The 26,973-nt window shown below is 68.6% G+C and carries 25 protein-coding genes and 1 tRNA gene; 13 read left to right on the plus strand and 13 right to left on the minus strand.

The window, feature by feature from the left end; genetic code table 11:
• Positions 1-101: 101 nt before the first annotated feature.
• Positions 102-1,532, plus strand: coding sequence for an amidase (locus tag G4X40_RS04210; RefSeq protein ID WP_277830355.1), 1,431 nt, complete (start codon positions 102-104; stop codon positions 1,530-1,532).
• Positions 1,533-1,547: 15 nt separating this feature from the next.
• On the opposite strand, the gene G4X40_RS04215 is transcribed toward G4X40_RS04210, so the two are convergent.
• A complete protein-coding gene (locus G4X40_RS04215; protein WP_277830357.1) occupies positions 1,548-1,721 on the minus strand; it encodes a hypothetical protein in 174 nt (57 codons plus the stop codon).
• 378 nt (positions 1,722-2,099) lie between these two features.
• Between G4X40_RS04215 and G4X40_RS04220 the strand changes: the two genes are divergently transcribed.
• Positions 2,100-2,987 (plus strand): alpha/beta fold hydrolase, encoded by an 888-nt coding sequence (locus G4X40_RS04220; RefSeq protein WP_277830359.1) that lies wholly within the window; start codon positions 2,100-2,102, stop codon positions 2,985-2,987.
• Between the two features lie 40 nt (positions 2,988-3,027).
• Here G4X40_RS04220 and G4X40_RS04225 read toward each other — a convergent pair whose 3' ends face one another.
• Positions 3,028-4,212 (minus strand): ATP-grasp domain-containing protein, encoded by a 1,185-nt coding sequence (locus tag G4X40_RS04225; RefSeq protein ID WP_277830361.1) that lies wholly within the window; start codon positions 4,210-4,212, stop codon positions 3,028-3,030.
• 112 nt (positions 4,213-4,324) lie between these two features.
• Here G4X40_RS04225 and G4X40_RS04230 point away from each other — a divergent pair, with 112 nt between their 5' ends.
• Positions 4,325-5,356 carry an EamA/RhaT family transporter gene (locus G4X40_RS04230; RefSeq protein WP_277830362.1) on the plus strand — a complete coding sequence of 344 codons (1,032 nt, stop codon included), beginning with the start codon at positions 4,325-4,327 and terminating at the stop codon, positions 5,354-5,356.
• A 328-nt stretch (positions 5,357-5,684) separates the two neighbouring features.
• On the opposite strand, the gene G4X40_RS04235 is transcribed toward G4X40_RS04230, so the two are convergent.
• Together G4X40_RS04235 and G4X40_RS04240 are read right to left on the minus strand one after the other, a co-directional pair.
• Positions 5,685-6,764, minus strand: a complete 1,080-nt coding sequence (locus tag G4X40_RS04235; RefSeq protein ID WP_277830364.1) for a GmrSD restriction endonuclease domain-containing protein — start codon at positions 6,762-6,764, stop codon at positions 5,685-5,687.
• Between the two features lie 257 nt (positions 6,765-7,021).
• A complete protein-coding gene (locus G4X40_RS04240; RefSeq protein WP_277830365.1) occupies positions 7,022-7,147 on the minus strand; it encodes a hypothetical protein in 126 nt (41 codons plus the stop codon).
• A 666-nt stretch (positions 7,148-7,813) separates the two neighbouring features.
• Here G4X40_RS04240 and G4X40_RS04245 point away from each other — a divergent pair.
• From G4X40_RS04245 to G4X40_RS04260, 4 genes are read left to right on the plus strand one after another with little or no spacing between them, the layout of a single operon-like run.
• Positions 7,814-10,255, plus strand: a complete 2,442-nt coding sequence (locus G4X40_RS04245) for a sensor histidine kinase (protein WP_277830367.1) — start codon at positions 7,814-7,816, stop codon at positions 10,253-10,255.
• Positions 10,197-10,646: a roadblock/LC7 domain-containing protein gene (locus G4X40_RS04250; protein ID WP_408642110.1), complete on the plus strand. Its 450-nt coding sequence runs from the start codon at positions 10,197-10,199 to the stop codon at positions 10,644-10,646. Before G4X40_RS04245 ends, G4X40_RS04250 begins: the two co-directional genes overlap by 59 nt.
• Before the next feature lie 6 nt (positions 10,647-10,652).
• Entirely contained in the window at positions 10,653-11,042 is a 390-nt protein-coding gene (locus G4X40_RS04255) for a DUF742 domain-containing protein (RefSeq protein ID WP_277830371.1), read from the plus strand.
• 6 nt (positions 11,043-11,048) lie between these two features.
• The gene (locus tag G4X40_RS04260) at positions 11,049-11,630 is read left to right on the plus strand and encodes a GTP-binding protein (RefSeq protein WP_277830373.1); all 582 of its coding nucleotides are present in this window, start codon (positions 11,049-11,051) and stop codon (positions 11,628-11,630) included.
• Between the two features lie 38 nt (positions 11,631-11,668).
• Here G4X40_RS04260 and G4X40_RS04265 read toward each other — a convergent pair whose 3' ends face one another.
• Entirely contained in the window at positions 11,669-11,800 is a 132-nt protein-coding gene (locus G4X40_RS04265) for a hypothetical protein (RefSeq protein ID WP_277830375.1), read from the minus strand.
• A 696-nt stretch (positions 11,801-12,496) separates the two neighbouring features.
• Between G4X40_RS04265 and G4X40_RS04270 the strand changes: the two genes are divergently transcribed.
• A complete protein-coding gene (locus G4X40_RS04270; RefSeq protein WP_277830377.1) occupies positions 12,497-13,021 on the plus strand; it encodes a hypothetical protein in 525 nt (174 codons plus the stop codon).
• A gap of 87 nt (positions 13,022-13,108) precedes the next feature.
• On the opposite strand, the gene G4X40_RS04275 is transcribed toward G4X40_RS04270, so the two are convergent.
• The 4 genes from G4X40_RS04275 to G4X40_RS04290 form a co-directional block, all read right to left on the minus strand.
• Entirely contained in the window at positions 13,109-13,504 is a 396-nt protein-coding gene (locus tag G4X40_RS04275; protein ID WP_277830379.1) for a hypothetical protein, read from the minus strand.
• 10 nt (positions 13,505-13,514) lie between these two features.
• The gene (locus tag G4X40_RS04280; RefSeq protein ID WP_277830381.1) at positions 13,515-13,967 is read right to left on the minus strand and encodes a helix-turn-helix domain-containing protein; all 453 of its coding nucleotides are present in this window, start codon (positions 13,965-13,967) and stop codon (positions 13,515-13,517) included.
• The gene (locus G4X40_RS04285) at positions 13,964-14,299 is read right to left on the minus strand and encodes a hypothetical protein (RefSeq protein ID WP_277830382.1); all 336 of its coding nucleotides are present in this window, start codon (positions 14,297-14,299) and stop codon (positions 13,964-13,966) included. The genes G4X40_RS04280 and G4X40_RS04285 overlap by 4 nt, the downstream gene beginning before the upstream one ends.
• 167 nt (positions 14,300-14,466) lie before the next feature.
• Entirely contained in the window at positions 14,467-15,576 is a 1,110-nt protein-coding gene (locus G4X40_RS04290; RefSeq protein ID WP_332844325.1) for an AAA family ATPase, read from the minus strand.
• Positions 15,577-15,590: 14 nt separating this feature from the next.
• Here G4X40_RS04290 and G4X40_RS04295 point away from each other — a divergent pair, with 14 nt between their 5' ends.
• Complete coding sequence (locus tag G4X40_RS04295) at positions 15,591-16,112, plus strand: hypothetical protein (protein ID WP_277830384.1); 522 nt, start codon at positions 15,591-15,593, stop codon at positions 16,110-16,112.
• A gap of 53 nt (positions 16,113-16,165) precedes the next feature.
• Here the strand turns inward: G4X40_RS04295 and G4X40_RS04300 are convergent, their stop codons facing one another.
• The gene (locus G4X40_RS04300) at positions 16,166-16,354 is read right to left on the minus strand and encodes a DNA-binding protein (RefSeq protein WP_277830386.1); all 189 of its coding nucleotides are present in this window, start codon (positions 16,352-16,354) and stop codon (positions 16,166-16,168) included.
• A gap of 293 nt (positions 16,355-16,647) precedes the next feature.
• Here G4X40_RS04300 and G4X40_RS04305 point away from each other — a divergent pair, with 293 nt between their 5' ends.
• The gene (locus G4X40_RS04305; RefSeq protein WP_277830388.1) at positions 16,648-17,808 is read left to right on the plus strand and encodes a tyrosine-type recombinase/integrase; all 1,161 of its coding nucleotides are present in this window, start codon (positions 16,648-16,650) and stop codon (positions 17,806-17,808) included.
• A 121-nt stretch (positions 17,809-17,929) separates the two neighbouring features.
• Here G4X40_RS04305 and G4X40_RS04310 read toward each other — a convergent pair.
• Positions 17,930-18,005 (minus strand) — tRNA-Thr (locus tag G4X40_RS04310).
• 87 nt (positions 18,006-18,092) lie between these two features.
• A complete protein-coding gene (locus G4X40_RS04315; RefSeq protein WP_277830389.1) occupies positions 18,093-19,283 on the minus strand; it encodes a DNA polymerase III subunit delta' in 1,191 nt (396 codons plus the stop codon).
• Positions 19,284-19,346: 63 nt separating this feature from the next.
• On the opposite strand from G4X40_RS04315, the gene G4X40_RS04320 reads away from it, so the two are divergent.
• From G4X40_RS04320 to G4X40_RS04330, 3 genes are all read left to right on the plus strand, one after another.
• A complete protein-coding gene (locus tag G4X40_RS04320) occupies positions 19,347-20,861 on the plus strand; it encodes an adenylate/guanylate cyclase domain-containing protein (RefSeq protein WP_277830391.1) in 1,515 nt (504 codons plus the stop codon).
• A gap of 87 nt (positions 20,862-20,948) precedes the next feature.
• On the plus strand, positions 20,949-22,487 hold the full coding sequence (locus tag G4X40_RS04325) for an adenylate/guanylate cyclase domain-containing protein (protein WP_277831271.1): 1,539 nt from the start codon (positions 20,949-20,951) through the stop codon (positions 22,485-22,487).
• 40 nt (positions 22,488-22,527) lie between these two features.
• Positions 22,528-24,033, plus strand: a complete 1,506-nt coding sequence (locus G4X40_RS04330) for an adenylate/guanylate cyclase domain-containing protein (protein ID WP_277830392.1) — start codon at positions 22,528-22,530, stop codon at positions 24,031-24,033.
• Positions 24,034-24,049: 16 nt separating this feature from the next.
• Here the strand turns inward: G4X40_RS04330 and topA are convergent, their stop codons facing one another.
• Entirely contained in the window at positions 24,050-26,944 is a 2,895-nt protein-coding gene (gene topA / locus G4X40_RS04335; protein WP_277830394.1) for a type I DNA topoisomerase, read from the minus strand.
• Positions 26,945-26,973: the final 29 nt, after the last annotated feature.

Consider the following 26,973-nt stretch of genomic DNA (forward strand, 5'->3'; position numbering starts at 1 on the left):
AGCGCCGCGGCCATGCCCCGGGATGTCGCGTACCGACGCGCACCGAGACTGCGGCGTCCTACACTTCCGCCACTCACTCACGGAAGACCCAGGGAGCGGCGATGACCGATCGGGAATCCGCCGACGGACGTGTCCACGCGTTCGGCGACGACGCACTCGGCGAATACGACGCGGTCGGCCTCGCCGGAGAGTTGCGGGCGGGTCGGATCTCGCCGACCGAGGCGGTCGACGCCGCGATCTCGCGCGCGGTACGGGTGGAACCGACACTCGGTGCGATCGCCTGCGCGGACTTCGAGCGTGCCCGCCGCGCAGCGCAGCACCGATCGGCCGGCTTCTTCGCCGGAGTGCCCACGTTCGTCAAGGACAACACCGATGTCGCGGGGTTGCCGACGCAGCACGGAACGGCCGCGTTCCAGGCGCAGCCCGCGCTGGCGGACGGGGACTTCGCGCGCACGTTCTTCCGCCTCGGGGTGGTCGGTCTCGGCAAGAGCAGGCTCTCGGAGTTCGGTATCTCGCCGAGCGCGGAGTCCCCGGATCGGGTGGTCCGGAATCCGTGGGATCCGGCGTACTCCAGCGGCGCCTCCTCCGCCGGCTCGGCCGCGCTGGTGGCGAGCGGGGTGGTGCCGTTCGCGCACGGCAACGACGGCGGCGGTTCGATCCGGATCCCTGCCGCCGCATGTGGGCTGGTGGGGCTCAAGCCCACTCGCGGCCGCATTCCGCAGGACAAGATGACACGGCACATGCCCGTGCGGGTCGTCTCCGACGGCGTGCTGACGCGGTCCGTACGTGACACCGCGACGTATCTACGCGAAACCGAACGCCTGCGACCGAACCCTCGGCTGCGGCCGGTCGGCGAGGTCCTCGGTCCGGGCCGCCGACGACTGAGGATCGCCATGGTGCTGCAATCGCTCCTCGCAGACACCGACACGGAAACAGCGGCGACGGTGGAAGACGCTGCACGACTACTGGAGTCGATGGGACACCACGTCGAAGAGATCGCCCCGCCCGTGCCGATGTCGTTCGTCGAAGACTTCAAGACCTACTACGGGTTGTTGTTCCTGTTCCTCAACGCCACGGGCAAACACACGTTCAACGCCACATTCGACTGGCGCGACACCGAGTCGCTGACGCGCGGGTTCGCCGGCTACGCCCTGGAGCACGCGCATCGACTGCCTGTGGCGATCACCCGACTGCACCGGTCGGCGGCCCACTCTCGCTCGCTGTACGAGCGATACGACGTTGTGCTCACCCCCACGGTCAGCCACCTCACGCCTCGGATCGGGCATCTCGATCCGACCTTGCCATACGACGTCGTGATGGGACGCCTGCTCGACTGGGTCGGATTCACGCCGTGGCAGAACGCCACCGGAGAACCCGCCATCTCGCTGCCCTTCGGCCTGAACTCACACGGCACCCCGATCGGCGTCCAACTGGGCGGACCGAGTGGTGCGGAAGCGCGGTTGCTCGAGGCGGCCTTCGCGGTGGAGGAAGCGCGTCCCTTCATGCGGATCCAGGACGCCGCAGCGGGCTGAGAATCCGCCGCTCTCCTAGCCCGCGCGACGATGATCGTGCTGGAGCATCTCGGCGCGGCGCGAGCGGAACTGCAGGAAATCGGGCTTGAGCGAGACGATGAACAGCATCAGCGCGGTGAGCACGAACAGCGACGCTGCACCGATGGCAATGATCATCGCGATGGCGATTCCGACGTCCGCCCAGTTCATTCGGCACCTCCCGGTAGATCACCCCACGGTAGGCCGATGCACGATCGCGCGGGGACGTTTCCGGGTCGACAGGCGAAGCGCGGACATTCTTCGGGGTCGCGAGAGACGGGAGAAGTTTGAGGGCGCCCCCTCCGAGCCAAGGGGGGATATGGCTCGGGGGGACTTCACGGGCCGCCAAGGGGGGAGGGTGGCGGGACTCCGTGCTCCCTCAGCGTACGCGTCGGTCTCCGCCACGCACCACCGGCTTCACATATCTCACGGAAGTGTTGTGGTGCTCAACAGAAGATGCCCGCCGGGCGCCGGCGCCGCATTGCTACAGTCGCCTCACACGGCGCACCTCGGTTGCCCCAGAGCCGAACGCGGAGAAAGGCTTACCCGATGAGCGACGACCCTCACTCCGCCGCGGACAACCCCGCTGCCGACGACTTCGACTTCGTGTCCGCCGGACCCGGCGTCGAGCTCGCGGTGCAACGCGCCGGCACCGGACCGACGGTGCTGCTCCTCGGCGGACTGGGGATGCCCAGCCTCACGTGGAACATCAGCGGACTGCCCGCGGCGCTCGCCGACACCGGCTTCGAGGTGATCAGTTACAACGCCCGCGGACAGAAACCGTCGTCCGCACCGCCGGCGCCGTACGCGATGACCGACCTCGCCGACGACGCGGCGGCGATCCTGGACCACCACGGCGCGCGCGACGTCATCCTCGTCGGCTATTCGATGGGGTGCTACACCGCGCAACTGCTGCTGCGGCGCCGACCCGATCTGGTGCGCGCGATGGTGCTCTTCGCCGGCCTGCAGCCCACGCCGATGGGCGCGCTGGTCGACGAGATGGAACTGGCCCTGATCGAGCGACTCGGCGAGGTGCCGCGCGACGTGCTGGTCTTCGAGCAGTTGATGACGTCGCTGTCGCCGGCGATGCTGCAGGACCCGGCCACCGTGCGCGGCTGGCACGCGGTGATGTCCTCGGGCGACGGCGGGTGGGCGGCACCGGAGGGATTCAAGGGCCAGCTCATGGCCTCCCACGAGTGGATCACCGCCGCGGAGCCGACCCCGGAACACCTCGCGGCGATCGACGTGCCGACCCTGGTGCTCGCCTTCGAACACGACCTGTTCTTCCCGCCGGCTCTCTGCGAGGCGACTGCGCGGTCGATCCCCGGGGCCGAGTTCGTCCGGATCGACGGCGCCGGTCACGGCGGCGTGTTCACCGCACCCGGGGACAGCACGGCGCGGATCGTCGACTTCTGCCGGACCCACCGGCCGGACTGATCCGGACCCGGCTCGAGGAAGCGACGAAACCCGGTCGAACTCAGTCCGGCAGCGCGCTACCGTCCCACTCGTGGTCGTGCATGAACGCCTCCGGGATACCGACGCGATAGCGGACGGCCTCGGCGAGGATGTTGCCCAGCGCCAGCGGGATCGCCAGTCCCGGCTTCGGGTCGTCACCCCGGAAGATGACCTCCTCGGTGCGCCGATAGTCGCGCAGGAACCCGCGGAAGGTGTTGCCCTCCAAGGACGATTTGCGCCAGCCGTACATCAGCATGCCCGGGCCCAGCATCTTGCGGGCGCCCGGCAACGGGGTGATGACCTCACTGTTCTCGCCGAAGAAGGCCCGATCGACCCGCGTCTCCGGGTCGAACAGCAGAATGCCGCTGGTCGACCGCGGGTTGCAGTCGACGGTGAACAGTCCCCGGCCGGGGACGTCGATGAAGTCGAAGCCGATCTGTCCGGTGAAGTTGAAGGCCTTGACCTGCTCACGAACCCACTCGGCGATGCCCTCGTGCTCGACAGCCTCGTAGTCCAGGCACGAGGTGCCGTCGATGGCGTACCGCACCGGGTACACGGTGTGGGCCTTCACCTGGCCGTTGTGGCAGATCGAGTACGAGCAGTAGTTCGCGCCCTTCGCCCACTCCTGCGCCAGCCACGGGTTGTCGGGGTCGAAGGTCAGGTTCTGCGGAAGCCGGCCCGGATGCACCTTGTAGATCTCCTGCGAGCCGCGCGAGTAGACCCGTTTGAGCGCGAACGGCTCGTCGAAGTCCAGCGCCTCGAGATCCGCACGGTTCCGCACGAGAGCGAACTTCAGCGTCGGTGTGCCGAGTGCCTCCAGCGCCACCTGGCACTCGTACTTGTTGTGCAGCCGCGCCTCGAGGTCGAAGTCGGAGAAGAACAGCCGGCAGTCCTCGGGGAACAGCGTCGGGTCCTGCTTGACGGCCTGGGCGAGGATGTCCGTCTCCTCGTGGATCGGGACGACCAGATCGACCTTCTCCTCGCGCGCGATCCGCGCCACCGCTTGCGCCCAGGCGAGCGGCTCGTACTTCGGGCGCGGGATACGGAACGTCTTGGACACCGCGTTGGAGAACCGCGTGATCGGCAACGGCACCGAGTCCGCGATCAGCACCTCGTGCCCGGCGGCACCCATCAACCGTGCCAGGTCCAGCGACAGGAACGACCTGCCGAAGGTGATCAGCACACGCTTTCCGCTGCGGACGGGCATCCGACCTCCCACTCACTGCAGCCTGTCGGCCGCTCGATATCGTAAGTATCAGTAACGTTCAAGTCCTCGGTCCTATTCCCCATCTTCGTGCTACTGGAACGGAGGCCGCGCGATGTTCGTCATCGGTGTGTTCTTCGCGAGTGCGGCGGCGATCGCCTACGGCGTGTCGACCGTGCTGCGGGCACTCGGGGCCCGCAATGCCGCCATCGACGAACGCGAGTGCCAGAAACAGGGCACGGTCACCGGGCACGGTGGTCCGTCGCTGACCTCGACCGCGGACACGTTCCGGTCGTCCGAGTTCGTGTGGGGAACGGCGTTCCTGGTGCTCGGGTTCATCGGCGGCGCGATCGCGGCCCGGTTCCTCCCGCTGTTCCTGTCCCAGACCATCGTCTCGGCGAACCTCGTGGTCACCGCACTGCTCGGCACCGCGACACTCGGCAACCGGCTGTTCACCCGTGAGTGGGTGGCGATCGGCCTGGTCATCGCATCACTGTGCGCACTCGGGGTGTCGTCCACGCACACCGCGGTGGACAGCGACGTCCGGCCGTTCCACTGGACGCTGTTCGCCGCCACCTGCGCGCTCAGCCTCATCGCCTGGTACGCCGTCTACAAGCTCGGCCGGCGTGGCGCCATCCTCTACGGCGCACTGGCGGGTGTCCTGTACGGCGTCATCGTCGTCGGCGTCCGCGTGCTCGACGGGATCCGCCCGTTCGAGCCGCTGAAGATCATCGCCGACCCGGCAGCCTGGACGATCGCGCTGGCCGGCACCGTCGGCTTCTATGTGCAGACGGTGGCGCTGCAGGTGGGGCACGTCAACGGCGTCACCGCCGTACTGGTGGTCGGCGAGACCGCCGCGCCCGGCACGATCGGCGTGGTGTTCCTCGGCGACCACGCCAAGCCCGGGCTGTCCTGGCTGGCATTGGTCGGGTTCCTCGGTGCAGTGGTCGGCGCGGTGCTGGTCGCCCTCTACAGCGCGCACGAGGCCGACCACTTCGACGAGCAGCCCCCGCCGACGGGGGGCTGGAGCCTGCGCGGACGCTTCGGTTCGCGGTCCGGCCCACGACCGCACCCGGACCCGGCGCGCCGCGGTCGCGACGATCCGGGCGAGGCAGGACCTGCTCAGCCCGAATGTCCTTCGTGCTGAAGGGCATTCGGGACGGACGCCGGCCGCGCACGGCGAGCTCGTTGAGCTCGTGCTGGTAGTGGAGGACGTTCGGCTCCAACACGAAACACAGCACCAGGCCGACGAGCGCACTGCACGACGCTGCGAGCCCGGCGCGGATCTGCGCGGGCCTCCGACGGCTGGCGGCGGACTCGCGCGAACGCGGACCCCCTATCCGGCGCTCGGCCCCTAACCGGCCCCTATCCTGCGGTTTCGCCCTTCCGTCGACGACCTCCGACGGGATAGAAATGAGGGAGGACGCCGCCGGAACCCCGACACCGGCGGCGTCCTCCCTCTCTCAGCGGGGCGCCTACTCGCAGGCGACACCGTCGCCGTCACGATCGAGCTTCGAGCTGTAGCCCGGATCACCGCGGTACAGCGGAGCGGCACCGGCCGCCCGGACCGCCGTGCAGTTCTTGTAATAGACGTCACCGCCGCTCGGCGCGACCACGGCCGGCTCCACCGGCACCGGCGGCGCGGTGGTCACCGGCGGAGGCGGGGGCGCGTCGAACGTCTGCGGCACGACCGGTGCCTGCGTCACGACCGGTGCCTGCGTCGCGACCGGTGCCTGCGTCGTGACGGGCGGTGCGGTCGTGATCGGCGGGGCCGCGGCGGCCGGTGCCGGAGCGCCGCAACTCTGCAACACACGCACGATCGCGTCGTGCTCACCCTGGGTCACCCACAGCCCGTAGAGCGATTTCACGTCGACCTGCTTGGCTACGTACTGGCATCGGAACGACTTGTTCGGCGGCAGCCAGGTGGCGGCGTCGCCGTCCGACTTCTGGGTGTTCGTCGGCCCGTCGACGGCCAGCAGGTTGCGCGGGTCGTTGGCGAGGTTCTGCCGCTGCGCCGCACTGAGCTGCTGGGCGCCGGTCTGCCACGCGTTCGACAACGCGACCACGTGGTCGATCTGCACCGCGCTGGAGGTGTTCTGCCCGCGGGTGAACGCCATGGTCTTGCCGGTGTACGGGTCGTGCAGGGTGCCGGTGAGCACGATGCAGTCGCGCGTGCCCGGCTTGCTGGTGACGTTCGTCAGGTCACGTCGCAGGATGTCGTTGCGGGTGTCGCATCCGTTGTGTCCGCCGGCCACCGTGACGTCATCGGCCCATGCCTGGCCGAACTGGTCCCGGGAGTATCCGGTCTTCGGTGCGCGCCCCTTGACCGGCAGGGTGCCGAGCTTGGCCAGCGCGGCCGCCGAGACATCCGTCGGACCGGCGGGCGTCGCAGCGGACTGCGCCGCCGAACCGGTGGCGAGCGGGGTGGACTCCGCCATCGGGGCGGGCGCGGAGGTCGTGGACCCGGGGGCGGGCGTGGCATTGGTCGCCGCGGTGCACCCGGCCAGACCGGCGGTCACGATCACGGCCGCGGCGGGCCAGGCGATCCACGGCATCCTCGTACGCGGCTTCGGAGATTCCGTTGGGTTCAGGGGCGATCTCGCCCCGGGCTGCTCGTCGGACACCGTGCGCTGACTCCTTCGCGTGGGGGAACTGCACACGTTGTATCAGCGGACACCCACAGGCGTATTACAGCGGGTGTACAGGTTCATCTGAACGGCAGACAGTCCGGCGCGGTCGCGACGAGACGGGAAGACGCCGTGGCAGCCCCGTCGTCCGTTGGGACACAGCGCCTTCGAGACCGCGACGGCCCTCAGGCGCGGCTGAGGTTGATCCGCAGTTCCTCACCCCACGCACCCCAGTGTCGGGACGCGGTGGTGGCGATCACTGCGCTTGCCAGCAAGAAGGGAAGCCGGGCGACTCCGGTGAGCGGGATCATGCATCCGACGCTACGAGCGTCATTCGACGGCCACGATGCGCTGCGGTTAACAGGCGATGACCATCCGCCGGTGCGCCACAGCGGCACTGCGGCGAGCGCATCCGATCCCACTCACCGGGACCGACATGATCATCGGGTGTGCGCCGCGCATACGTTCACCGCCACCCCGACGTGAAGTCGCTCTGTCGATTCCGCCGGGGGAGCTGAGCACCGGGCCACCCCCGAGGCCCGGTCGCCTCAAAGTGCGGACCGTTCACCCCCCCGGACGGCCCGTGACGCCCCCGCCGGCCACTCCCCCCTTGGCCGGCGGGGGTTTCGAGGTTCCAGGGGCCGGCCCTACATCAGCGGCGGCGGGAATATCGGCGGCGGAAGCTTCCACGCCGGCGTGGGCGGCGGCCACGGTTCACCGTAGGAAGCAGCAACCCGATCCCGGTTGCAGTCGGCCGGGACCGAGTCCGGCACACACCGGACGATGCCGCCGCCGATCCGGTGTGAAATCCCACAGAGAAGTTGTGAAGATCTACATGAGTTCCGTTGCCCGAGGCCAAATTACGAGTCCGAGAGCCGACCGGTTATATTGCTCCGATGTTGAAAGCGCGCCTCGGCATCCGAGCTCGGGTCCTGGCAATCGCACTGATTCCAAGCCTCGCGTTGCTAGGAATCGGCGTGGGCACGGCAGGATACCTGGTGCAGCAGGGCCGGCAGTCCGAGCAATGGGCCGCGGTCAACCGGGACGCTGTCAGCCACGCTCGCGACGTCGTCTCCGGGGTCGAGCAGGAACGAATGCTGTCGCTGTGGCAACTGTCGGGCGAACAGAGCGACCCGGCCTCGCTCGCCGCCGCGCGCAACAAACTCGACGCCGCGTTCGAGGCACTGCTCCCATATGAGCAGAAGATGAAGGACACCTCGGGGGGCACCGTCGGTGACGACACCGGAGGCTTCGACACCTTGCGGACGAAGCTCCCCCAGATCCGCGGCGCGATCGACGCGCGGGCGCTGTCGGTCCCCGAGACCTACGGCATCTTCAACCGCATCCTCGACGCGGTTGCGCTCGGTACCAACATCGTCACCACCAAGGCGCCCAACGCCGAGGTCGCCGTCGAACTCATCAACGGCGTGCGGGTCCTGCATGCGATGGAGGGCATGTCCCGCGCCGCCGCACTGACCGGCGCCGAACTGGAAGGCCAGCTCTCGAGCGGCCCGATGCGGAACGAATACCGCAACCTGGTCGGCTCCTACCGCACGGCACTGCCGCAGGTGGCAACCGACCTGGGCGCCGATCCCGCAGCCGAGAAGATCAAGGCGGTGCTGGCCTCCCCCGCATGGCAGCAGGTGGCCGCGATGGAGGACTACCTCATCAACCGGCCGGCGCCCGACAAGTACGGCGACGTCCCGTCGCCGCCGATGAGCTTCACCCAGTGGCGCAACGCCCAGGGACAGCTCGCCGACGAGGTCACCGCCGCCTGGCTGGGCCTGAACGACCACGCGAACCAGATCGCCGTCGACGACGGCAAACGCACCGCCTCCAACTCACTGTGGGCCGGCGCCGGCATTCTCGCGCTCGCGATCGTGGCGTTCCTGCTGTCGCTGTGGCTGGCCAACCGGCTGATCGGGCGACTCAAGCGTCTTCGCAAGGAAACGCTGGACCTCGCCGAGGTCGAGTTGCCCGAGACCATGCGCAAGCTACGCGAGGGCGAGCAGGTCGATCCCGACGGCGCGCACCTCGACTTCGGCGATGACGAAATCGGCTCCGTGGCAGAGGCGTTCAACCGCGCACACACCGCGGCGGTTTCCGCGGCGATCACTGAGGTCCGCACCCGTGAAGGCGTGCGCGCGGTGTTCCTCAACATCGCCCACCGGAGCCAGATGGTGGTGCACCGGCAACTCGAACTCCTCGACGAGGCCGAGCAGCGACAGGAGGACCCGGCGTTGCTGGAGACCTTCTTCCGGCTCGACCACCTGGCGACCCGTGAGCGCCGCAACGCCGAGAACCTCATCATCCTCGGCGGCGGCGAGCCCGGCCGTCAGTGGCGCAGCCCGGTCCCGCTGGTCGAACTGGTGCGCAGCGCCATCGGCGAGACCCTCGACTACGCGCGGGTGCGCACGCGCCGCATGCCGACGGTGTTCATCGTCGGCAACGTGGTCGCCGACCTCATCCACCTGCTCGCCGAATTGGTCGACAACGCGACCGCGTTCTCCCCGCCGCAGTCCCGCGTCGAGGTGAGCGGCAACGTGGTCGGCAAGGGCGTGGCGATCGAGATCACCGACCAGGGCATGGGCATGTCCGTCGAGGAACTCGAACGGGCCAACGAGATGCTCTCCAACCCACCGGACTTCGGCGTCGCGACGCTCTCGGCGAACTCGCGCCTGGGCCTGTTCGTCGTCGCCCAGCTGGGTGCCCGGCACGGCATCTCGGTCCGGCTGACAGAATCCGAGTACGGCGGCATCCGCGCCATCGTGCTGGTGCCGACCTCGGTGGTCGCCGCCGAGGCCACGGTCGCCGACCACCTGCCCGACCGGCTCGCCGGCCGCCGCGCCGAGTCACTGCCGACCGGCGAGATGCCGGCCCTCGAGGCTGCCGAACTCGCGCTGCCCGCACCGAGTGCGGCAACGCCTGTGCCCCCCGCGGTGCCGACGGCCCCCGCGCCACCGGCACCGGAACCGCCGGCGCAGGAGCCGCGGGTCGAGGAGCTGCGAGTGCCGGAGCCACCCGCACCGGAGCCGGAGCTGCGGGCATGGGCCCACCTCGAGCGTCCGGGCAAGGACCTGCGCGCGGAGTTCGCCGACCGCAGCGCCGCACCTGTGTGGCGCGACCCGGTCGCGACCGAACCTGCTGCGCCACAAACGGGGTCCGGCCCCGACGGGGACGATCGCCCGCCGCTGCCCCGCCGGCGCCGGCAGGCGAGCTTGGCCCCCGAGTTGGCACACGATCCCCAGCCCGTCGAGGATGTGCAGCAGGAGTCCCGGTCGGCCGAGCAGGCGCGAGACCTGATGTCCGCCATCGTGCACGGAACTCGGCAGGCCAGGCATTCGGAACCTCCGCGCGGGGATGCCGCCCGGGACGAACAAGAAGGTGCAGGTGAAGGTGACTACTTCCAACGCAGGTGATCTGAACTGGCTGCTCGACGATCTGGTCGATCGCCTGGCGGGGGTGCGCTACGCAGTGGTGCTTTCCACCGACGGTCTGCTGCTGGGCCGGTCCACATCCATGAACCGTGAAGACGCCGAACACTTCGGCGCCATGTCGGCAACCCTGTACGGGCTCGCCCGCAGTGCGGGACAACGCTTCCAGGGCGGTGCCGTCCGTCAGGCCGTCATCGAACTCGAGAGTGCGGTGCTGTTCGTGACGGCGGCCGGAAGCAACGCGTGTATTGCGCTGCAGGCCAATGCCAACGCCAACCTCGGCATGGTCGCCTACGAGATGAACCTGACCGTGCAGCGCGTCGGCAGCTACCTGTCCACCGATCCTCGTAGCGGGATGGCCGAGCATGGAGCGTAGGTTGCCGTGACTCGCATGGGCGAATCGTGGTTCGACGATGCGGCCGGCCCCCTGGTCCGTCCGTACGCCGTCACCCGGGGCCGCACCATGGGGGCGGCGCATGACCTGGACATGCTCACCCTCGTGGTCACCGTGTCCCCCCTTCCGCGGCTGCGGCACATCGAACAGGAGTACGCGGACATCGTGCAGTTGTGCCGCACTCCGCAGTCGGTGGCCGAGGTCTCGGCGCATTTGAACCTGCCGTTGGCGGTGACCAAGATCCTCGTCGGTGACCTCATCACCGACGGACTGCTGAACTTCCGGGCTCCCGCCAACAGCGACGCTGACAACGACACCGCCGGAATCGGCGACCTGAACATACTGCGAGCAGTGCTCGACGGAATCCGAAAGCTGTAGACCACAGTGCCTGATAACGCGTCCTCAGCCGCCCTGGCTGCCTCGGTCAAGATCCTCGTAGCCGGTGGCTTCGGCGTCGGCAAGACCACGATGGTGTCCGCGATCAGCGAGATCGCCCCGCTGCGCACCGAGGAAACGATCACCGAATTGTCCACCGGCATAGACGATCTGTCGGGTGTGGAGCGCAAGACCACCACCACGGTGGCGCTGGACTTCGGCCGCATCACCCTCGACGAGTCCCTGGTGCTCTACCTGTTCGGCACGCCCGGACAGGACCGCTTCTGGTTCCTCTGGGACGAACTGGCGCGCGGCGCACTCGGCGCGGTCGTCCTTGCCGACACCCGCCGGTTGGAGAACTCGTTCGCCGCCATCGACTTCTTCGAACGACGCGGCCTCTCGTTCGCGATCGCGGTCAACTGTTTCGACAGTTCCCCCGCCTACACCACCGACGAGGTCCGCGACGCACTCGACCTCGACGCGCACATCCCGGTCGTGCTGTGCGACGCGCGTGATCGCAGTTCGTGCAAGAACGTGCTGGTGACCCTCGTCGAGCACCTCATCGACCGGGCCGGCAGCCCGGTGGCCTGAGCCGGCGCCCTCGCCGGCAGTGCGGCAGGGGCGGCCGGTCAGCCCCGGTTGTCCTCGTCCCCCGGCGCCTCGGGTGCGGCGAGCAGTTCGGCGAGCCATTCCGCGCTCTCGGGATCGTGGCGCCCGCCCATCATCCCGAATGTCACCAATCGCGCCATGGCCGCGAGCATCGAACTGTCCTTCCGTCGGGTCTGGGTGCCGGACCGAGGAAACACGGCCCCGGAGTGCCGTCGCACCTCTACTCCCGCTCACCGAGATAGCAGGGCACTGCCAACGAATTCGCGTGTACATCGTCACCCGGTCCCGCCGGCAATCGCTCCGATGATTCCGGCAGGGCACACGAGCACCGGGCGCCACCCCCTGTAGCCCGGGAGGCTCAACCCGCGCGGTCAGCCGCCCACCCCCCGGGGCGGCCCGCGCAGCCCCCGTCGGCCGATCCCCCTCGGCCGACGGGGGCACCACGCGGGGAAATCACTCCCAGACACGACGAAAGCCGTCGGCGAAGCAGGGCTTCGCCAACGGCTTTCCGTGGAGCCGCCTGTCGGAATCGAACCGACGACCTTTTCATTACGAGTTATCGTCTCCGACATATAGCAAGGTAGATGTAGGTTGACTGACCTGGCCATAAACTACCGTCTAGCAGGGAAGATACCGAATCTAGCCGTACTGCTATTGATCGAGATTGATCGCCTCGTGCGAACTGAGTGCGAACCAGCGACGAGCAGAGGTTGATCACTGCAACAGCTGACAGTCTGGAACAAGCACGACGACCGTCCTTCGGGATCGAGTATCACCTTGATCATTGGCAGAAATACTGTGTTGATCGTGAATAAGCCCGGCGCTCAGCCTGCGAAGGCGACTACCCGATGAACCGTCCATTGACCGCTGTCATCACTGCAACCATGGCGCTGGTTGGTGTCGCCGCAGTCGCCGTCGTCAGTTATCCGCTCATCAACCAGGAGGTCCACCCGGATAACAGCGGGGTCCGCACCGCAGTCGTCGCCGCACCCGCGGCAACCCTGGACGCTCCACCTGCGGCAACTACGGCGACGTCCGCCCTGACCAGCGCGGCAACCGCAGGCAGTGACGTGGACACCAACTCGCCCGCCTTCACCCAAGCCGTAGACAAATGGGCGCTCGGCCCCAACGCCGGCAGCTACTTCACCGCCGTCTCGACAGTCCTCCCGCTCAACACGAGTGACCAGATCGAGAACGCCGCAGCCGCGGCAATCCTTGTCTGCACCATGAATGCTCACGGGGGTAGCGGGCAGGTCGACACGCAACTCGTCGACACGTTCACCAGCAACTGGCACCACCCGATCACCCTCAGCGATGCCGCCGCCATCAACACGGATGCACAGCCCATCTGCGCCGACCAGCCCGGTAGCTGACGAAACCCAACCCGGGCAGTGATCCGAGAAGGGCGAAGCGCTCCCACCCCTGCAAAGATGGGAGCGCTTCGGTTCGGTCCGCCGTGGTTAGCTTCGGCCGTGTCCCGTCAGGAAGTCGCGGCGGGCCTGCTCATCCTCGCGTCGCTTGCGGTCAGCTTCGAGGGTGGCCTCGATGCCCTCTCGAAAGGTGCGATCGCCCGCCGCCAGCATCGCTGCGTGGGCCTGCGTCGCCCGCGCAGTCTCGCGCCGCGACCGTTCGGCCAACATCGCGTTGCGCCCGTCGCGGGTTGCATCCTGCGCCCGTGCCTCCCGGGCTGGGTTGTAGGGGCCACGGTGCGCGGTATGACGTGCCCGGGCGGCCTCGATCGCGGCCGTGTTGTCGTGGACCGCAAGGTCGCCGTCCTGCGGCGGGTTGGCCGCCGTCGTGGGCACCTCCAGCGGCATCGCAAAACCTGCAACTGCGGTCTGGTCGTACTCCTGCAAAGTGAATCTCCTAATCGTCGGACGCGCGGATCGCGCCCATCAGTTCGCCCAGCGCCGCCAGCGCCGCAGTGCGGCCCTCGCTCTCCGGGTCGTGTGCTGGCGTCAGCGTCAGCAGCTTGTCGGTGCCGATTCCCGCGACCATCGCGTAGGCGCGTGCCGCTTGGTGGTCCCCGTCGGCGAGGGCGCCGTCGAGGTTGTCGAGCGCGGCACCCGCGGCCCGAAACCAGCGGTCAGCGAGCCGGTCGCGGCGCTGTGCGGCGTCGATCACTACGGCCTCGATAGCGGCGGCAGGCGGGCGCGCAAACGTGACACCGGCGACCTGGGCCGCACGCTGAACGGTGCCCGCCGCACAGCCCAGCTCGCGACGAATCGCATAGGCGCTCATGCCTGCGGCGTGAAGCTCGGCCACGCGAGGGGCCAGCTCGTGGGCCTTGGTGGGCTTTTTTGGGCGCTGAGCGCTCACGCCGCCGCCGGTCCTTCGTCGGCGGCACGGCGGCGATCGGCCACGACACGGAAGTTCGCCGCCCGTTCCTGTAGCAAATCGTGCTGCACATTTACGGCGGTCAGCGCGATGGTCAGCTCGTGCTGCGCATCATCTTCGAGCTGCTCGGCGTGGTGGGCCACCGCGGCGAGCGAGAGCGCGATGACGTCGAGTTCACCGCGAAAGTTGTCGATCTCAGTGAGCACAGCTTCGAGGGTTTCGTCACTCCATTGCTCGGCTTGGCAACGCAACATGCGGGCAGTGGCGCTTCGGTCCGAAAGCCGTGCGGCGACGATCGATTCATAGGTTGTCACGGTTGTTCTCCTGGTAGTAGCAAGTGGGGTAGAGGAGCAAGGGGCGTGCACGCGTGCATCAGCCGCCTTGCACCCTTCGGGTTAAGGGAGCGGTTCGTAATCGCTGTGACCTGCGAAGATGCGAAGGGGGTGCGCGCATGTGTGTGTGCACCCTTGCTCCCTTGGAGTCAGTTGTCCGCTTCGGATCGGGCCGGAAGCATCCAAAACCAGGCGCCGTCTTTGTTTCCTGACTTTTTGGCGACAATGCCGCGGCGCTTTTTGGCTCGCTTCACCTGGTCGCGGGAGTAGCCGCAGGCGTCCGCTGCGGCGAAGACATCCTTGGCAAGCAGTGCACCCTCATTGTCGATCAGCAGGGTGTCCAGCCACTTGTCGATGTCGGCTGCGTCCTCGCGTTCCGCCGCAGAGCTGCCAAGCAGTTCGCGGGCATCGAGGTCGGCCTCGCCGAGCCACTCGACACGGCCCACGCTCGTCGGCCCGTCGTCGGTTTCGACCGTCGCGGACACCACCTGCGCCGCCATCGAACGCGTGCGGGTCGCAAGGTTTCCCTTGGTGTTCGTGACGACGAGCCGATCGTTCTCGTCGTCACGGGCAACCGACACCACCGAGCGTGCTACCTGTGACCATGCGAGCGAGCCGAGAATCAGCTTGCCGGGGTCGGATGACTCCCGTTTGCCGAAGTGACACAAGCCGATGACTGTGTAATCGAGCCGCCCCGCTGATTGTGCGAGGGGTTCGAGGAACTGGCGCACCTTACGGTCGTCATGACCGTCCAGCCGCGAGTCCATGACCGATGTCGCGGCGTCGAGAATCAGCAGTTTGACGTCGTGCTGAGTGATCACGCGTTCAAGTTCGGCCAAGTCTCCCGGCAGTGACAGCACGCCTTCGTTCGAGAGTGGCGTGTGGACCGACACGAAAAGCACCCGGTCGAGGTCGGCGCCGGCCGCGCGGAGTCGCGGTGCGACGGTGAAAGCGGGGTCGTCCTCCGTGGCGGCATAGATGACGGTGACGGGTACGCCCTCGTATTCACCCTGGAGTTCGCCGCGCGTGCACTTGGCTGCGATGTCGACCGCGATCGTGGACTTACCGAGGCCCTCGCGGCCAGCAAGCAGGTTCACGCCACCGACGACGAACCAATCTTCCATTGCCCAGCGGACGCGCTTGAGCCGAACGCTGGACGCCTTCGCCGGAACCAACCGCCGCGTCGGTGGAGGTGGTGGTGGTGGTGGTTGGTTTTGGGTACTGGTGTGTAGCTGGACGATATTTGGTGTTGCGGTCAATTGCGCCTCCCGGCGTGCTTACGCAGCTCAGTGAGCCGCGCATGGTGTTCCCTAATCGCTCGAATGCCGGAACTCAAGTACGGGGCGAGGTCATGTTCAGGCAACTCATCTGCGGCCTGCATGAGCCCTTCTCCGAACGCTCGCAGTCGTCGGCGAAATGCTGCCCCGACCAAGTCCTCCGAGTACGCGCGCAGGTTTTCGGGCCATGCCGTGACCGTCACAGCGTCAAGCAGACGACGGGCGACCAGATCGACACTGGCGCCAATGCCAGCACCGCCGCGGGAGAGCACCCCCGAAACGGCCGCTGGGTCAGGAGAAACGCCCTCAGCCGCAAGCCGTCGGGCTGCGGCGACGATCGTCCGGTCCGCCTCGCGTTCGAAGTCCGACGGGCGCAAGTGCGACGACACGGCGAGCGCAGTCGTCGCGTCTACCCGCATCATTGCCGCGACCGCGACCAAATCAATGTCCAGGCAGGACGGGCCGGGCAAGACATCCTCGGCGGGTACGCTATGGATCGGGATTCGGTGTGGTGCTGAGTCTTTCGCCCCGGCTGCAGTTCCCGCTGCGGCCGGGGATTTCCGTGCCGCGATCACGCGTCAGCGGGTGTGACCGTGTTGGCGGCAATCCACGAATCAACCAGCGCCAGGTCGTAGCGCACCAGTCGATTCAGTTTCACCCAGGGTGGGCCGATCTGCTTGGTCCGCCACACGGCCCAGGTTTGGACCGGGATGCCGTAGCACTCCTGTAGATACTTCGCGTCGACCAGGCTGATTGCCATTCCTGCCACTCCATTCGATACCACTGAGATTGACTGGGCGAACGGTAGACCCATTGCGATGTTGGACGTCTCGTCAAACTTGGCTCGATGCAATGGCGCGCAACATGATTCAACGACAGGTTGCCTGTAATTGCATAGCCAACAACGCAGGGAATTACAGCCAAACCGGAGCGCGAGCGCCGCAACTTCGCACAGGTTGTCCACAGCACTACCCACAGGCTTGCCATGTGACGCAATCCACACCTTGGCAAGGTGGTTCGCATTCGGTGAAACGGTCACCTACGGTTGTGATCATGGCCACTACCAAGCCCCGCCGACGCCCCGGCAACGTTCGCGTCGAGGACCGTCACTACAGCGACTACAAAAACCGGGTGCGCACCACCCGGTGGACGACCAGCAAGGACGGCAAGCCGACCCCCATAGGCAAGCGCTGGATTGTTCGATGGGTTGACCTGAATGGGCGCGAAAAGTCGCTCAGCTTTGACAAGCGCAGCGCCGCTGACGACTGCGCCGCAAAGATCACGGCCGAGATCCATACCGGCATGTACAGCGACCCGCACACGGCCGGCGCGCGCTTCGAAGACATCGCCGACGGATGGTTGCGATCCCTCTCAAACAAGGCTCCCGCAACCCGCGCATCACATACGTCGATTCTCAACAAGCATGTGCGCCCCTCGTTCGGCGACCGCGAGCTGTCCAGTATCACCAGATCCGAGATAGTCGACTGGGTTGCCAATCTCAGCGGCTCCGGCTTGTCCGCTGCGACCGTGCGCCGCGCGTTCGTGTGCCTTCGCGGCGTCCTCGCACTCGCCGTCGGCGAACACATCCGCACCGACCCGTCACAGGGAGTCAAGCTGCCTAAGCTTGCTGAACCGCGCGACCGGTTCCTCAGCAACGCAGAGGTGGCGAAGCTCGCATTGGAGCTCGACCCCGACAATGCGCTGATGGTTCTAACGCTCGCGTACACCGGGCTGCGGTTCGGCGAGTTTGCAGCCCTCACCGTTGCGGACGTGGACACCGACAGGGGTGTCATCGATGTGCGCCGCTCGTTCTCCGAGACACACGGCTACGGCCCCACAAAGTCGGGCAAGTCCCGGCGCGTGCCGATCCCTCGTTCACTGCGGCTCACAATTTCAAAGCATCTGGGCGGGCGCGCCACCGACGCCGTGGCCTTCACAGCTCCCGGTGGCGGTCCGTTGCGGCGGGCGAACTGGGCGAAGCGGGTGCTGGCCCCGGCTGCCGAACGTGCCGGACTCACACCCCTCACGCCTCATGATTTGCGCCACACCTATGCCTCCCTGAGTGCGCAGGCGGGAGTGAGAGTAGAGGTCGTGTCAGCAAATATGGGCCACACCGACCCTGGGTTCACGATGCGTAGGTACATCGGCTTGTTTGAGGACGACTTGACCGCCTCCGCCGACCTTCTCGACGCCCGCATGGAGCTGGTGAGGTAACTATCGAAATGGGGCGGGTTCTGGCGGCGTGCGAACTGTGTGCGAACCAGTGGCTCCAAAAACCAGTCAGGGCACCTTCCAACCTACTTGTGGAAGGTGCCCTCTAGCTGGTCTTTTCTGGTGGAGCCGCCTGTCGGAATCGAACCGACGACCTTTTCATTACGAGTGAAATGCTCTACCGACTGAGCTAAGGCGGCGTGGCGCGACCTTGCAGTCGAGCCGTAGGGAGTCTAACGGCTCACCCGGCAGATACGAAAACCGGCTCGTCACCTGCGCAGATTCGGCTACCGGACCGCCGCGCCGAGCTTGGCCACCAACGCGTCGACGGCGATCTTCGGCTTGACGTTGAGCTCGAGCGCCTCGCGGCAGTCGAGCACCGCCTCGATCGAGGTGAGCATCGCCTCCGCACTGGTCTGCGACGCCAGTTCCCGCACCTCGTCGGCGTGGTCGGGATGGGTCAGCGGCGCCGCGGACCCGCAGCTGACGACGAGCGCGTCCCGGTAGAAGCCGGCCAGATCGATCAGCGCGCGGTCCAGGGCGTCGCGCTGCGAACGTGTCGCCCGCGACTTCTGCCGCCGCTCCAGATCCTTGAGCGCACCCGCCGAACCACGCAGCGCCCCGGCCGTCCCCTTGCCGGTTCCGCCGCCGCCGAGCGCCGTCTTCAGCTCCTCGGTCTCGCGTTCGTCGCGCTCCGCGTTCGTCGACTTCGCCTCGGACTCGGCGGCCTTGACGAGATCCTCGGCCAGCCCGTACCCGCCGCCGGGCCGCAGCACGCTCTTCGGGATGCGCAGCGCGTGCTGCCGCCGCTCCCGCGCCTCCGGATCCGTCGCCAGCCGTCGAGCTCGGCCCACGTGCCCGCCCCCGACCGACGCGGCCCACGTCGCGGTCTGCTCGTCCAGACCGTCCCGCTCGCGCAGCACCTGGGCGATCGATTCGACGGTCGGCGTGCGCAGCGCCACGTGCCGGCAGCGTGAGCGCAGCGTGACCGCGATGTCCTCGGGATCCACCGACGGCGCGCACAGCAGGAACACCGTGCGATCCGGCGGCTCCTCCACCACCTTGAGCAGTGCGTTCGCGGCGCTCTCGGTCAGCCGGTCCGCGTCCTCGACCACCACGATCTGCCACTGCCCGGTCGTCGGCCGCCGAGACGCTGTCTGCACGATCGCGCGCATCTCCTTCACCGAGATGCTCAGCCCCTCGGGCACCACACGCCGCACGTCGCCGTGGGTGCCGGCCATCGTCGTCGTGCAGGCGTGGCACTCGCCGCAGCCGGGCTCGCCGTCCGACGTGCACTGCAGCGCGGCCGCGAAGCACACCGCCGCGATCGAGCGCCCCGATCCCGGCGGCCCGGTGAACAGCCACGCGTGGGTCATCCCCGACCCGGCGGGCTCGGCCCGGCGCGCGGCACGGGCGGCCGCCACGAGTTCGGATTCGACCTCGTGCTGCCCGACCAACCGCTCGAAGACACGCGACACACCAGGGAGCGTAGTCGCGGCTGCCGACACCGCTCGGGCCACTCGGCCGACTACCGTGATGACGTGCGCCGTCTCTGGAAGTTCGTTCGCTGGCTGCTGCGAACGCGCTGGCCCGCATACGCGGCGACCATGCTCCAGGCGAACGTCGTCGGCGCCGTCGGTGTGATCGTGTGCGTCCGGATCCTCATGCCCGTCATCGACGTGCCGAGCAGCTTCACCACCACGAACACCATCATCTTCGCCGTCTATCTCGCGGTGGGGGTGATCGTCGGCGGTGTGGGCGGCGTCCTCCTCATCTACCCTGTCCTCGCCTGGCAGCGGCGCGGCGGTCCGGTCGCGCCCGAGGTCCGGTTGCGCGCGATGCGGATCCCCGCGCTGCACGCGGTGCTGCACGGCGTGCTGTGGCTGGTCGGGATCGCGCTCTTCGTGCTGGCCGCGCTCCCCGCACCGAACAACTACGCGCTGACCATCGGCATCGCCGGTGTGCTCGGCGGGATCACCACCTGCGCGGTCGGCTACCTGCAGGCCGAGCGGCTGCTGCGCCCGATCGCGGCCGCCGCGCTCAGCGACGGCGTGCTGGAGACCGCCAACGCGCCGTCGGTGTCCCGTCGGATCATGCTGGCCTGGCTCACCTGCACCGGCATCCCCGTGGTGGGGATCGTGGTGATGGTCGCCGGCTACGAGATGGGCATCCTGGTGAGCACGCCCGACCGGGTGCAGACGGTGGTGCTGATCGTTGCGGCGATCACGCTCGCGGTCGGCTTCCTGACCTTCCGGCTCGCCGGTGCCGCCATCGGCGACCCGATCCGTCAACTGCGCCACGCCCAGCAGGAGGTCGAGCGCGGCAACCTGCAGACGTCCGTGCAGATCTTCGACGGCAGCGAGCTGGGCATCCTGCAGGCCGGCTTCAACGACCTGGTCGCCGCGCTGTCCGAACGCCAGCAGCTGCGCGACCTGTTCGGCCGCTACGTCGGCGAGGACGTCGCCCGCCGCGCCCTCGAACGCGGCACCGAACTCGGCGGCGAGGAACGCGACGTCGCGGTGCTGTTCGTCGACCTCGTCGGCTCCACCCGGCTGGCATCGACCAATCCGCCGCAGACCGTGGTGGCGCTGCTCAACGACTTCTTTCGCGAGATCGTCGACGTCGTCGACCGGCACGGCGGGTTCGTCAACAAGTTCCAGGGTGACGCTGCACTGGCCATCTTCGGCGCGCCGATCGGGCACCCGGACGCGCCCGGTGGGGCGCTGGCCGCGGCCCGCGAGCTCGAGCAACGCCTGGAGCTGGTGCTCGGCCCCGGCGAATTCGGCATCGGGGTGAGCGCGGGCCGCGCGGTCGCCGGCCACATCGGCGCCGCCGCCCGCTTCGAGTTCACTGTCATCGGAGATCCCGTCAACGAGGCCGCCCGCCTGACCGAACTGGCCAAGCACGAACCCCGCGGGGTCCTCGCCTCCGCCGCCGCGGTCCAGCTCGCGGGCGATACCGAGGCCTTCCGCTGGGAGGTCGACGAGACCGTCCAGCTGCGTGGACGCCGCTTCCCCACCCAGCTCGCCCGGCCCCGCGAGGCCCTCGTGGGCTGACCCGCCAGCGGTGACCGATCGATCAGTGGGATGCGCACATGCCGCGCATCACAACACCGACTACCCTGAAGCCACGTGAGCCGAGTGATGAAGACAGCACGCTGGCTGTTTTCGACCCCTTGGCCCATGTACGTGGCCGGGATGGTGCAGGCGAACCTCGTCGGCGCACTGTTCCTCTTCCTGTTCCTGCGCTACGGGTTGTCCGTGCGCGACGTCATCGACATGCAGCACGTGGCCCTGCTCAACCAGGGACTGTTCGCCGCGTACCTGATCATCAGCGTGATCGTCGACGCGCTGGTCGCGCTCAAACTCATCTATCCGGTGCTGATGTGGCAGCGGCACGGCGGCACCGGCCCCCGGGCCGCGGCCGCCCGGGTGCGGGCGCTGCGGATGCCGGCGCTGCAGGCCTACGTGCACGTCGGCATGTGGCTGGTCGGCGGCGTCATCTTCGTCGTGGTGAACCTGCGGACCTCCGGGGTCCTGGCCTTCGCCATCGCCGTCGCCGTCGCCCTCGGTGCGGCCATGACCACCTCGATCGGCTACCTCCAGGCCGAGCGGATCCTGCGTCCGGTCGCCACCGCCGCGCTCGCCGAGGGCGTGACGGAGGTCCACCACGTCCGCACCGCCGGCACCAGGATCGTGCTCGCCTGGAGCCTGGGCACCGGGATTCCCGTGCTCGGGCTGCTGCTCGTCGTCGCCTCCCAGAAGATGGGCCTGACCAGCGCAGACGTGGGCAGTCTGCGCAATGCGGTCATCGCGCTCGCGCTCAGCGCGCTGCTGTGCGGGTTCCTCGCCATCAAGCTGGTCGCCAGCGCGATCGGCGACCCGATCCGCTCGCTGACCGAGGCGCAGCGCAAGGTCCGCGAGGGCGACCTGAACACCACCGTGCACGTCTACGACGCCAGCGACCTGGGCATGCTGCAGACCGGCTTCAACGACATGGTCCGGGACCTGCGCGAGCGCCAGGAGTTGCGCGACCTGTTCGGCCGCTACGTCGGCGAGGACGTCGCCCGCCGGGCCCTCGAACGCGGCACCGAACTCGGCGGCGAGGAACGCGGGATCGCGGTGCTGTTCGTCGACCTCGTCGGCTCCACCCACCTGGCCTCGACCAACTCCCCCGACACCGTGGTAGCCCTGCTCAACGACTTCTTCCGCGAGATCGTCGACGTCGTCGGGCGCAACGGCGGGTTCGTCAACAAGTTCCTGGGCGACGCGGCGCTGGCCATCTTCGGCGCCCCGCTCGAGCACCCCGACGCGCCCGGCGGGGCGCTCGCAGCGGCACGTGAGCTGCGCGAACGGCTCGACGTGGTGCTCGGCCCGGGCGAGTACGGCATCGGCGTGAGCGCCGGCCGCGCGGTCGCCGGGCACGTCGGCGCGGCCGCCCGCTTCGAGTTCACCGTGATCGGCGACCCCGTCAACGAGGCCGCCCGCCTGACCGAACTGGCCAAGCACGAGCCCGGTGGCGTCCTCGCCTCCGCCGTGACGATCCAGTCGGCACGCGATGTCGAGGCCTTCCAATGGGAGGTCGACGAGACCGTCCAGCTGCGGGGCCGCGCCCTGCCCACCCAGCTGGCGCGCCCGATCGCCATCGTCAGGACGGATCGCGGCGGTCCCGTACCGGCCTGAACCCCACCGCAGGCGCGGCGTCATCGGCTAGCGTGAAGCCGTGCGCCGCACGCCCACCCCGGCGCGGTGGTGGCGAACCGCCCCTTGGCCGGCCTACATCCTCGGGACGACCCTGGCCAACGTGGTGGGCGCGGTCTTCCTCTATCTGCTGCTGCGGCTGGCGCTGCCACCGGTGGTCAACGACCTGGCCGAGCGGACCCTGCCGTTGTTCGTCGCCAGCGTCCTGGTGGGTACCGCGGTCGCGATCCTGAGCACCGAACTGCTGATCGCCCCCATCCTGTGCTGGCAGCTGCAGGGCACCACCGGACCCGACGCGCAGCGCGCCCGCATCCGCGCCATCCGGTTGCCGACGCTGCAGACCCTGTACCTCGGGGCCGTCTGGCTGATCGCCGGCGTCCTGTTCACGGTGGTCGCGGCCCGGTCGTCCGGCGCGCTGGTGGTGGTCACGGTGGTGTCGGTGCTGCTCGGCGGCGCGGCCAGCTGCACCCTGAGCTACCTGTTCGGCGAGCGGATCCTGCGTCCGATCACAACCGCGGCACTGTCCGAGGGCGTACCCGGGCACGTCGCAGCACCGAAGGTGGGTACCCGGATCGTGCTGGTGTGGGGGCTCGGCACCGGCATTCCGGTCCTCGGCATCCTGCTGGTCGCGGCGTCCCGCGGTCTCGGCTCGGGCGGACACGACCAGCCCGACATCCGCGGCGCGGTGATCGCGCTGAGCGTCGCGGCGCTGGTATTCGGGCTACTGGCGATCCGGCTGGTCGCGGGCGCGGTCGCCGACCCGGTCCAGTCCCTGCACGAGGGCGTGCGCCGGGTCCGCGGCGGCGACCTCTCCGCGACGGTGAAGGTCTACGACACCAGCCAGCTGGGAGCGCTGCAGGCCGGGTTCAACGACATGGTCGCCGGGCTGGCCGAGCGCGACCGGCTGCGCGACCTGTTCGGTCGCTACGTCGGCGAGGACGTGGCCCGGCGCGCACTCGAGCGGGGCACCACGCTGTCCGGCGAGGAGCGCAACGTCGCAGTGCTGTTCGTCGACCTCGTCGGGTCGACCGGCCTGGCCGCCCACCAGGGCGCCGAGTCGGTCGCCGCGCTGCTCAACCGGTTCTTCCGCGTCGTGGTCGAGGTCATCGCCGCCCATGGCGGCTACGTCAACAAGTTCGAGGGCGACGCCGCGCTCGCGGTGTTCGGCGCGCCCATCGAACACGGCAACGCGTACACCGGGGCGCTGCGCGCCGCCCGCGAACTGCACACCCGGCTGGCCGCGCTGGCGGACGCCGGCATCGGCGTCTCCTCCGGGCGGGTGTTCGCCGGGCACATCGGCGCCGCGGAACGATTCGAATACACGGTGGTCGGCGACCCGGTCAACGAGGCCGCCCGCCTGACCGACCTGGCCAAGAGCGCGCCCGGTGCGGTCCTGGCCGCCGCCGACACGGTCGGGCTGGCCGGTGACGACGAGGCCCGACACTGGACGGTCACCGGGTCGACCCTGCTGCGCGGACGCACCGCACCCACCCGACTGGCCAGGCCTCGCGCGGTCGAGAGCCCCTGAGCGCGAAGAGCTTCCGTCAAGCCTTCTTGGCGGTGGCCTTCTTCGCCGGTGCCTTCTTGGCCGCAGCCTTGGTGGCCTTCTTCGCGGCCGTCTTCTTCGCCGGGGTCTTCTTCGCGGCCTTCTTCACCGGCCCCTTGGCCCGCCGCTCGGAGAGCAACTCGGACGCCCGCTCGTCGGTGATGGTCGCGACGTCGTCGCCCTTGCGCAGGCTGGCGTTGGTCTCGCCGTCGGTGACGTACGGGCCGAAGCGGCCGTCCTTGATCACCATCGGCTTGCCGGTCGCCGTGTCGTTGCCCAGTTCGCGCAGCGGCGGCGTCGCGGCCGCCTGACGTCCCCGGCGCTTCGGCTCGGCGTAGATCTTCAACGCCTCGTCGAGCGTGACCGTGAACATCTGGCCCTCGGTCGCCAGCGAACGAGAATCGGTGCCGCGCTTGAGGTACGGACCGTAGCGGCCGTTCTGCGCGGTGATCTCCTCGTTCGTGTCCGGATCGGTGCCGACCACCCGGGGCAGCGACAGCAGTCGCAGCGCGTCCTCGAGCGTGACCGTCTCGATGTCCATCGTCTTGAGCAGCGAACCGGTACGCGGCTTCGGCCCGGCGGCCTTCTTCGCGACCTTCTTGGCCGCCTTCTTCGCGACCTTCTTGGCCGGGGCCTGCTCCGCGGAGTCGGCGCCCTCGGCCGCGTCGGTCTCTGTCGCAGCCGCGGGCGAAGCGGCCTCGGGTTCCGGTGGCGCCGGCAGGATCTCGGTCACGTAGGGGCCGAAACGCCCCTCCTTGGCGACGATCTGGTTGCCGGACACCGGGTCCGTGCCCAGCACGCGACCCTCCTGCGGGGTGGAGAAGAGCTTCTCGGCGACCTCGGGGGTCAGCTCGTCGGGCGACAGATTGTCGTTGAGGTTCGCCCGCTGCGACGTCTCCTCACGCTTGTCGTCGACGACCGTGCGCTCGAGGTACGGCCCGAACCGGCCCACCCGCACGAACACCGGACGGCCCTCGGAGTCGTCGAACAACCGAATCGAGTTGACCTCGCGGGCGTCGATGCCCTCGAGGTTGACCCCGACGAGCTTCTTGAGCCCGCCCTCCTTCGCCAGCGAGTGCTCCTCGCCGTTCGGATCGCCGAAGTAGAACGCGGTCAACCAGTCGCTGCGCCGCTCGCGGCCCTCGGCGATGTCGTCGAGTTCGTCCTCCATGGTGGCGGTGAAGTCGAAGTCCACCAGGTGACCGAAGTGCGACTCGAGCAGGCCGATCACCGCGAACGCCACCCAGGACGGCACCAGCGCGCTGCCCCGCTTGTAGACGTAGCCGCGGCCCTGGATCGTGTTGATGATCGACGCATACGTCGACGGACGCCCGATGCCGAGGTCTTCGAGCGCCTTGACCAGACTGGCCTCGGTGTAGCGGGCAGGCGGGGTGGTCGTGTGCCCCTCGGGCTGCAGTTCGGTCGCGGTGACGGCCTGACCCTGCACGAGGTTCGGCAGTCGGCGCTCGGCGTCGTCGGCCTCGCCGCCGGCCTGCGAATCGACCGTCTCGACGTAGGCGCTGAGGAAGCCCGGGAAGGTGATCGTGCGGCCCGAGGAGGAGAACACACACTCCTCGCCGCTGCTCGCGGTCCCGGTGATCCGCAGGCTCAGCGTGGTGCCGCGGGCGTCGGCCATCTGCGAGGCGACCGTGCGCTGCCAGATCAGCTCGTAGAGCTTGAACTCCTCGCCGTCGAGCGCGGCCGCCAGCTGCCCGGGAGTCTGGAAGACCTCGCCGGCGGGACGGATCGCCTCGTGCGCCTCCTGCGCGTTCTTGACCTTGCGGGTGTACTGCCGCGGGGTCGGGTGCACGTACTCGGGGCCGTACAACTCGGTGGCCTGCGCGCGGGCCGCGCTGATCGCCGACTCCGACAGCGTCGTCGAGTCGGTACGCATGTAGGTGATGTAGCCGTTCTCGTACAGCTTCTGCGCGATCCGCATGGTCCGCTCGGCGGAGAACCGCAGCTTGCGGCCGGCCTCCTGCTGCAGCGTCGACGTCATGAACGGCGCGTACGGCCGGCGGGTGTACGGCTTCTCCTCGACGGAGGTGACCGCCAGCGACGCCCCGACCAGCCCCTGGGTCAGCGAACGGGCGTAGGCCTCGTCGAGCAGGACGACGTCGTCCTTCTTGAGCCGGCCGTCCGGACCGAAGTCGCGGCCGGTCGCCACCCGCTTGCCCGAGACGGAATTCAGCTTCGCGCCGAAGCTGCGGGGGCTGGCCTGCTCACCCGCATCGAGGGTGGCCGAGATGTCCCAGTAGCCGGCCGCGGTGAAGGCCATCCGCTCGCGTTCGCGCTGCACGATGATCCGCGTCGCGACCGACTGCACACGGCCCGCCGAGAGCTTCGGCATGACCTTCTTCCACAGCACCGGCGAGACCTCGTAGCCGTACAGCCGGTCGAGGATGCGACGGGTCTCCTGCGCGTCGACGAGGTCGGTGTCGAGGTCGCGCGGGTTCTCGGCCGCGGCGAGGATGGCGGGCTTGGTGATCTCGTGGAAGACCATCCGGCGGACCGGCACCTTCGGCTTGAGCGTCTCGAGCAGGTGCCAGGCGATCGCCTCGCCCTCGCGGTCACCGTCTGTCGCGAGGTAGAGCTCGTCGACGTCCTTGAGCAGACTCTTGAGCTCGGTGACCGTCGACTTCTTGTCGGGGCTGACCACATAGAGCGGTTCGAAGTCCTGGTCGACGTTCACGCCGAGGCGCGCCCACGGCTCGCCCTTGTATTTGGTGGGGACGTCGGCGGCGCCGCGCGGGAGATCCCGGATGTGCCCACGCGAGGACTCGACCACATAGTTGGGCCCCAGGTAAGAGGCAATCTTGCGCGCCTTGGTCGGCGACTCGACGATCACCAGACGACGAATCTGGCCGCCGCTCTTGCTCTGCGCGCTTGCCACCTGATGCTCGCACCCTTTCCTGCTCCACC

The sequence above is a fragment of the Speluncibacter jeojiensis genome (genome assembly GCF_029589495.1).
GTDB lineage: Bacteria > Actinomycetota > Actinomycetes > Mycobacteriales > Mycobacteriaceae > Speluncibacter > Speluncibacter jeojiensis.

Coding starts and splice junctions, on each gene's coding strand:
- G4X40_RS04210 (WP_277830355.1), top strand. CDS start 102: ATGACCGATCGGGAATCCGCCGACGGACGTGTCCACGCGTTCGGCGAC.
- G4X40_RS04215 (WP_277830357.1), bottom strand. CDS start 1,721: ATGAACTGGGCGGACGTCGGAATCGCCATCGCGATGATCATTGCCATC.
- G4X40_RS04220 (WP_277830359.1), top strand. CDS start 2,100: ATGAGCGACGACCCTCACTCCGCCGCGGACAACCCCGCTGCCGACGAC.
- G4X40_RS04225 (WP_277830361.1), bottom strand. CDS start 4,212: ATGCCCGTCCGCAGCGGAAAGCGTGTGCTGATCACCTTCGGCAGGTCG.
- G4X40_RS04230 (WP_277830362.1), top strand. CDS start 4,325: ATGTTCGTCATCGGTGTGTTCTTCGCGAGTGCGGCGGCGATCGCCTAC.
- G4X40_RS04235 (WP_277830364.1), bottom strand. CDS start 6,764: ATGCCGTGGATCGCCTGGCCCGCCGCGGCCGTGATCGTGACCGCCGGT.
- G4X40_RS04240 (WP_277830365.1), bottom strand. CDS start 7,147: ATGATCCCGCTCACCGGAGTCGCCCGGCTTCCCTTCTTGCTGGCAAGC.
- G4X40_RS04250 (WP_408642110.1), top strand. CDS start 10,197: ATGCCGCCCGGGACGAACAAGAAGGTGCAGGTGAAGGTGACTACTTCC.
- G4X40_RS04265 (WP_277830375.1), bottom strand. CDS start 11,800: ATGCTCGCGGCCATGGCGCGATTGGTGACATTCGGGATGATGGGCGGG.
- G4X40_RS04270 (WP_277830377.1), top strand. CDS start 12,497: ATGAACCGTCCATTGACCGCTGTCATCACTGCAACCATGGCGCTGGTT.
- G4X40_RS04300 (WP_277830386.1), bottom strand. CDS start 16,354: ATGGCAATCAGCCTGGTCGACGCGAAGTATCTACAGGAGTGCTACGGC.
- G4X40_RS04305 (WP_277830388.1), top strand. CDS start 16,648: ATGGCCACTACCAAGCCCCGCCGACGCCCCGGCAACGTTCGCGTCGAG.
- G4X40_RS04325 (WP_277831271.1), top strand. CDS start 20,949: ATGAAGACAGCACGCTGGCTGTTTTCGACCCCTTGGCCCATGTACGTG.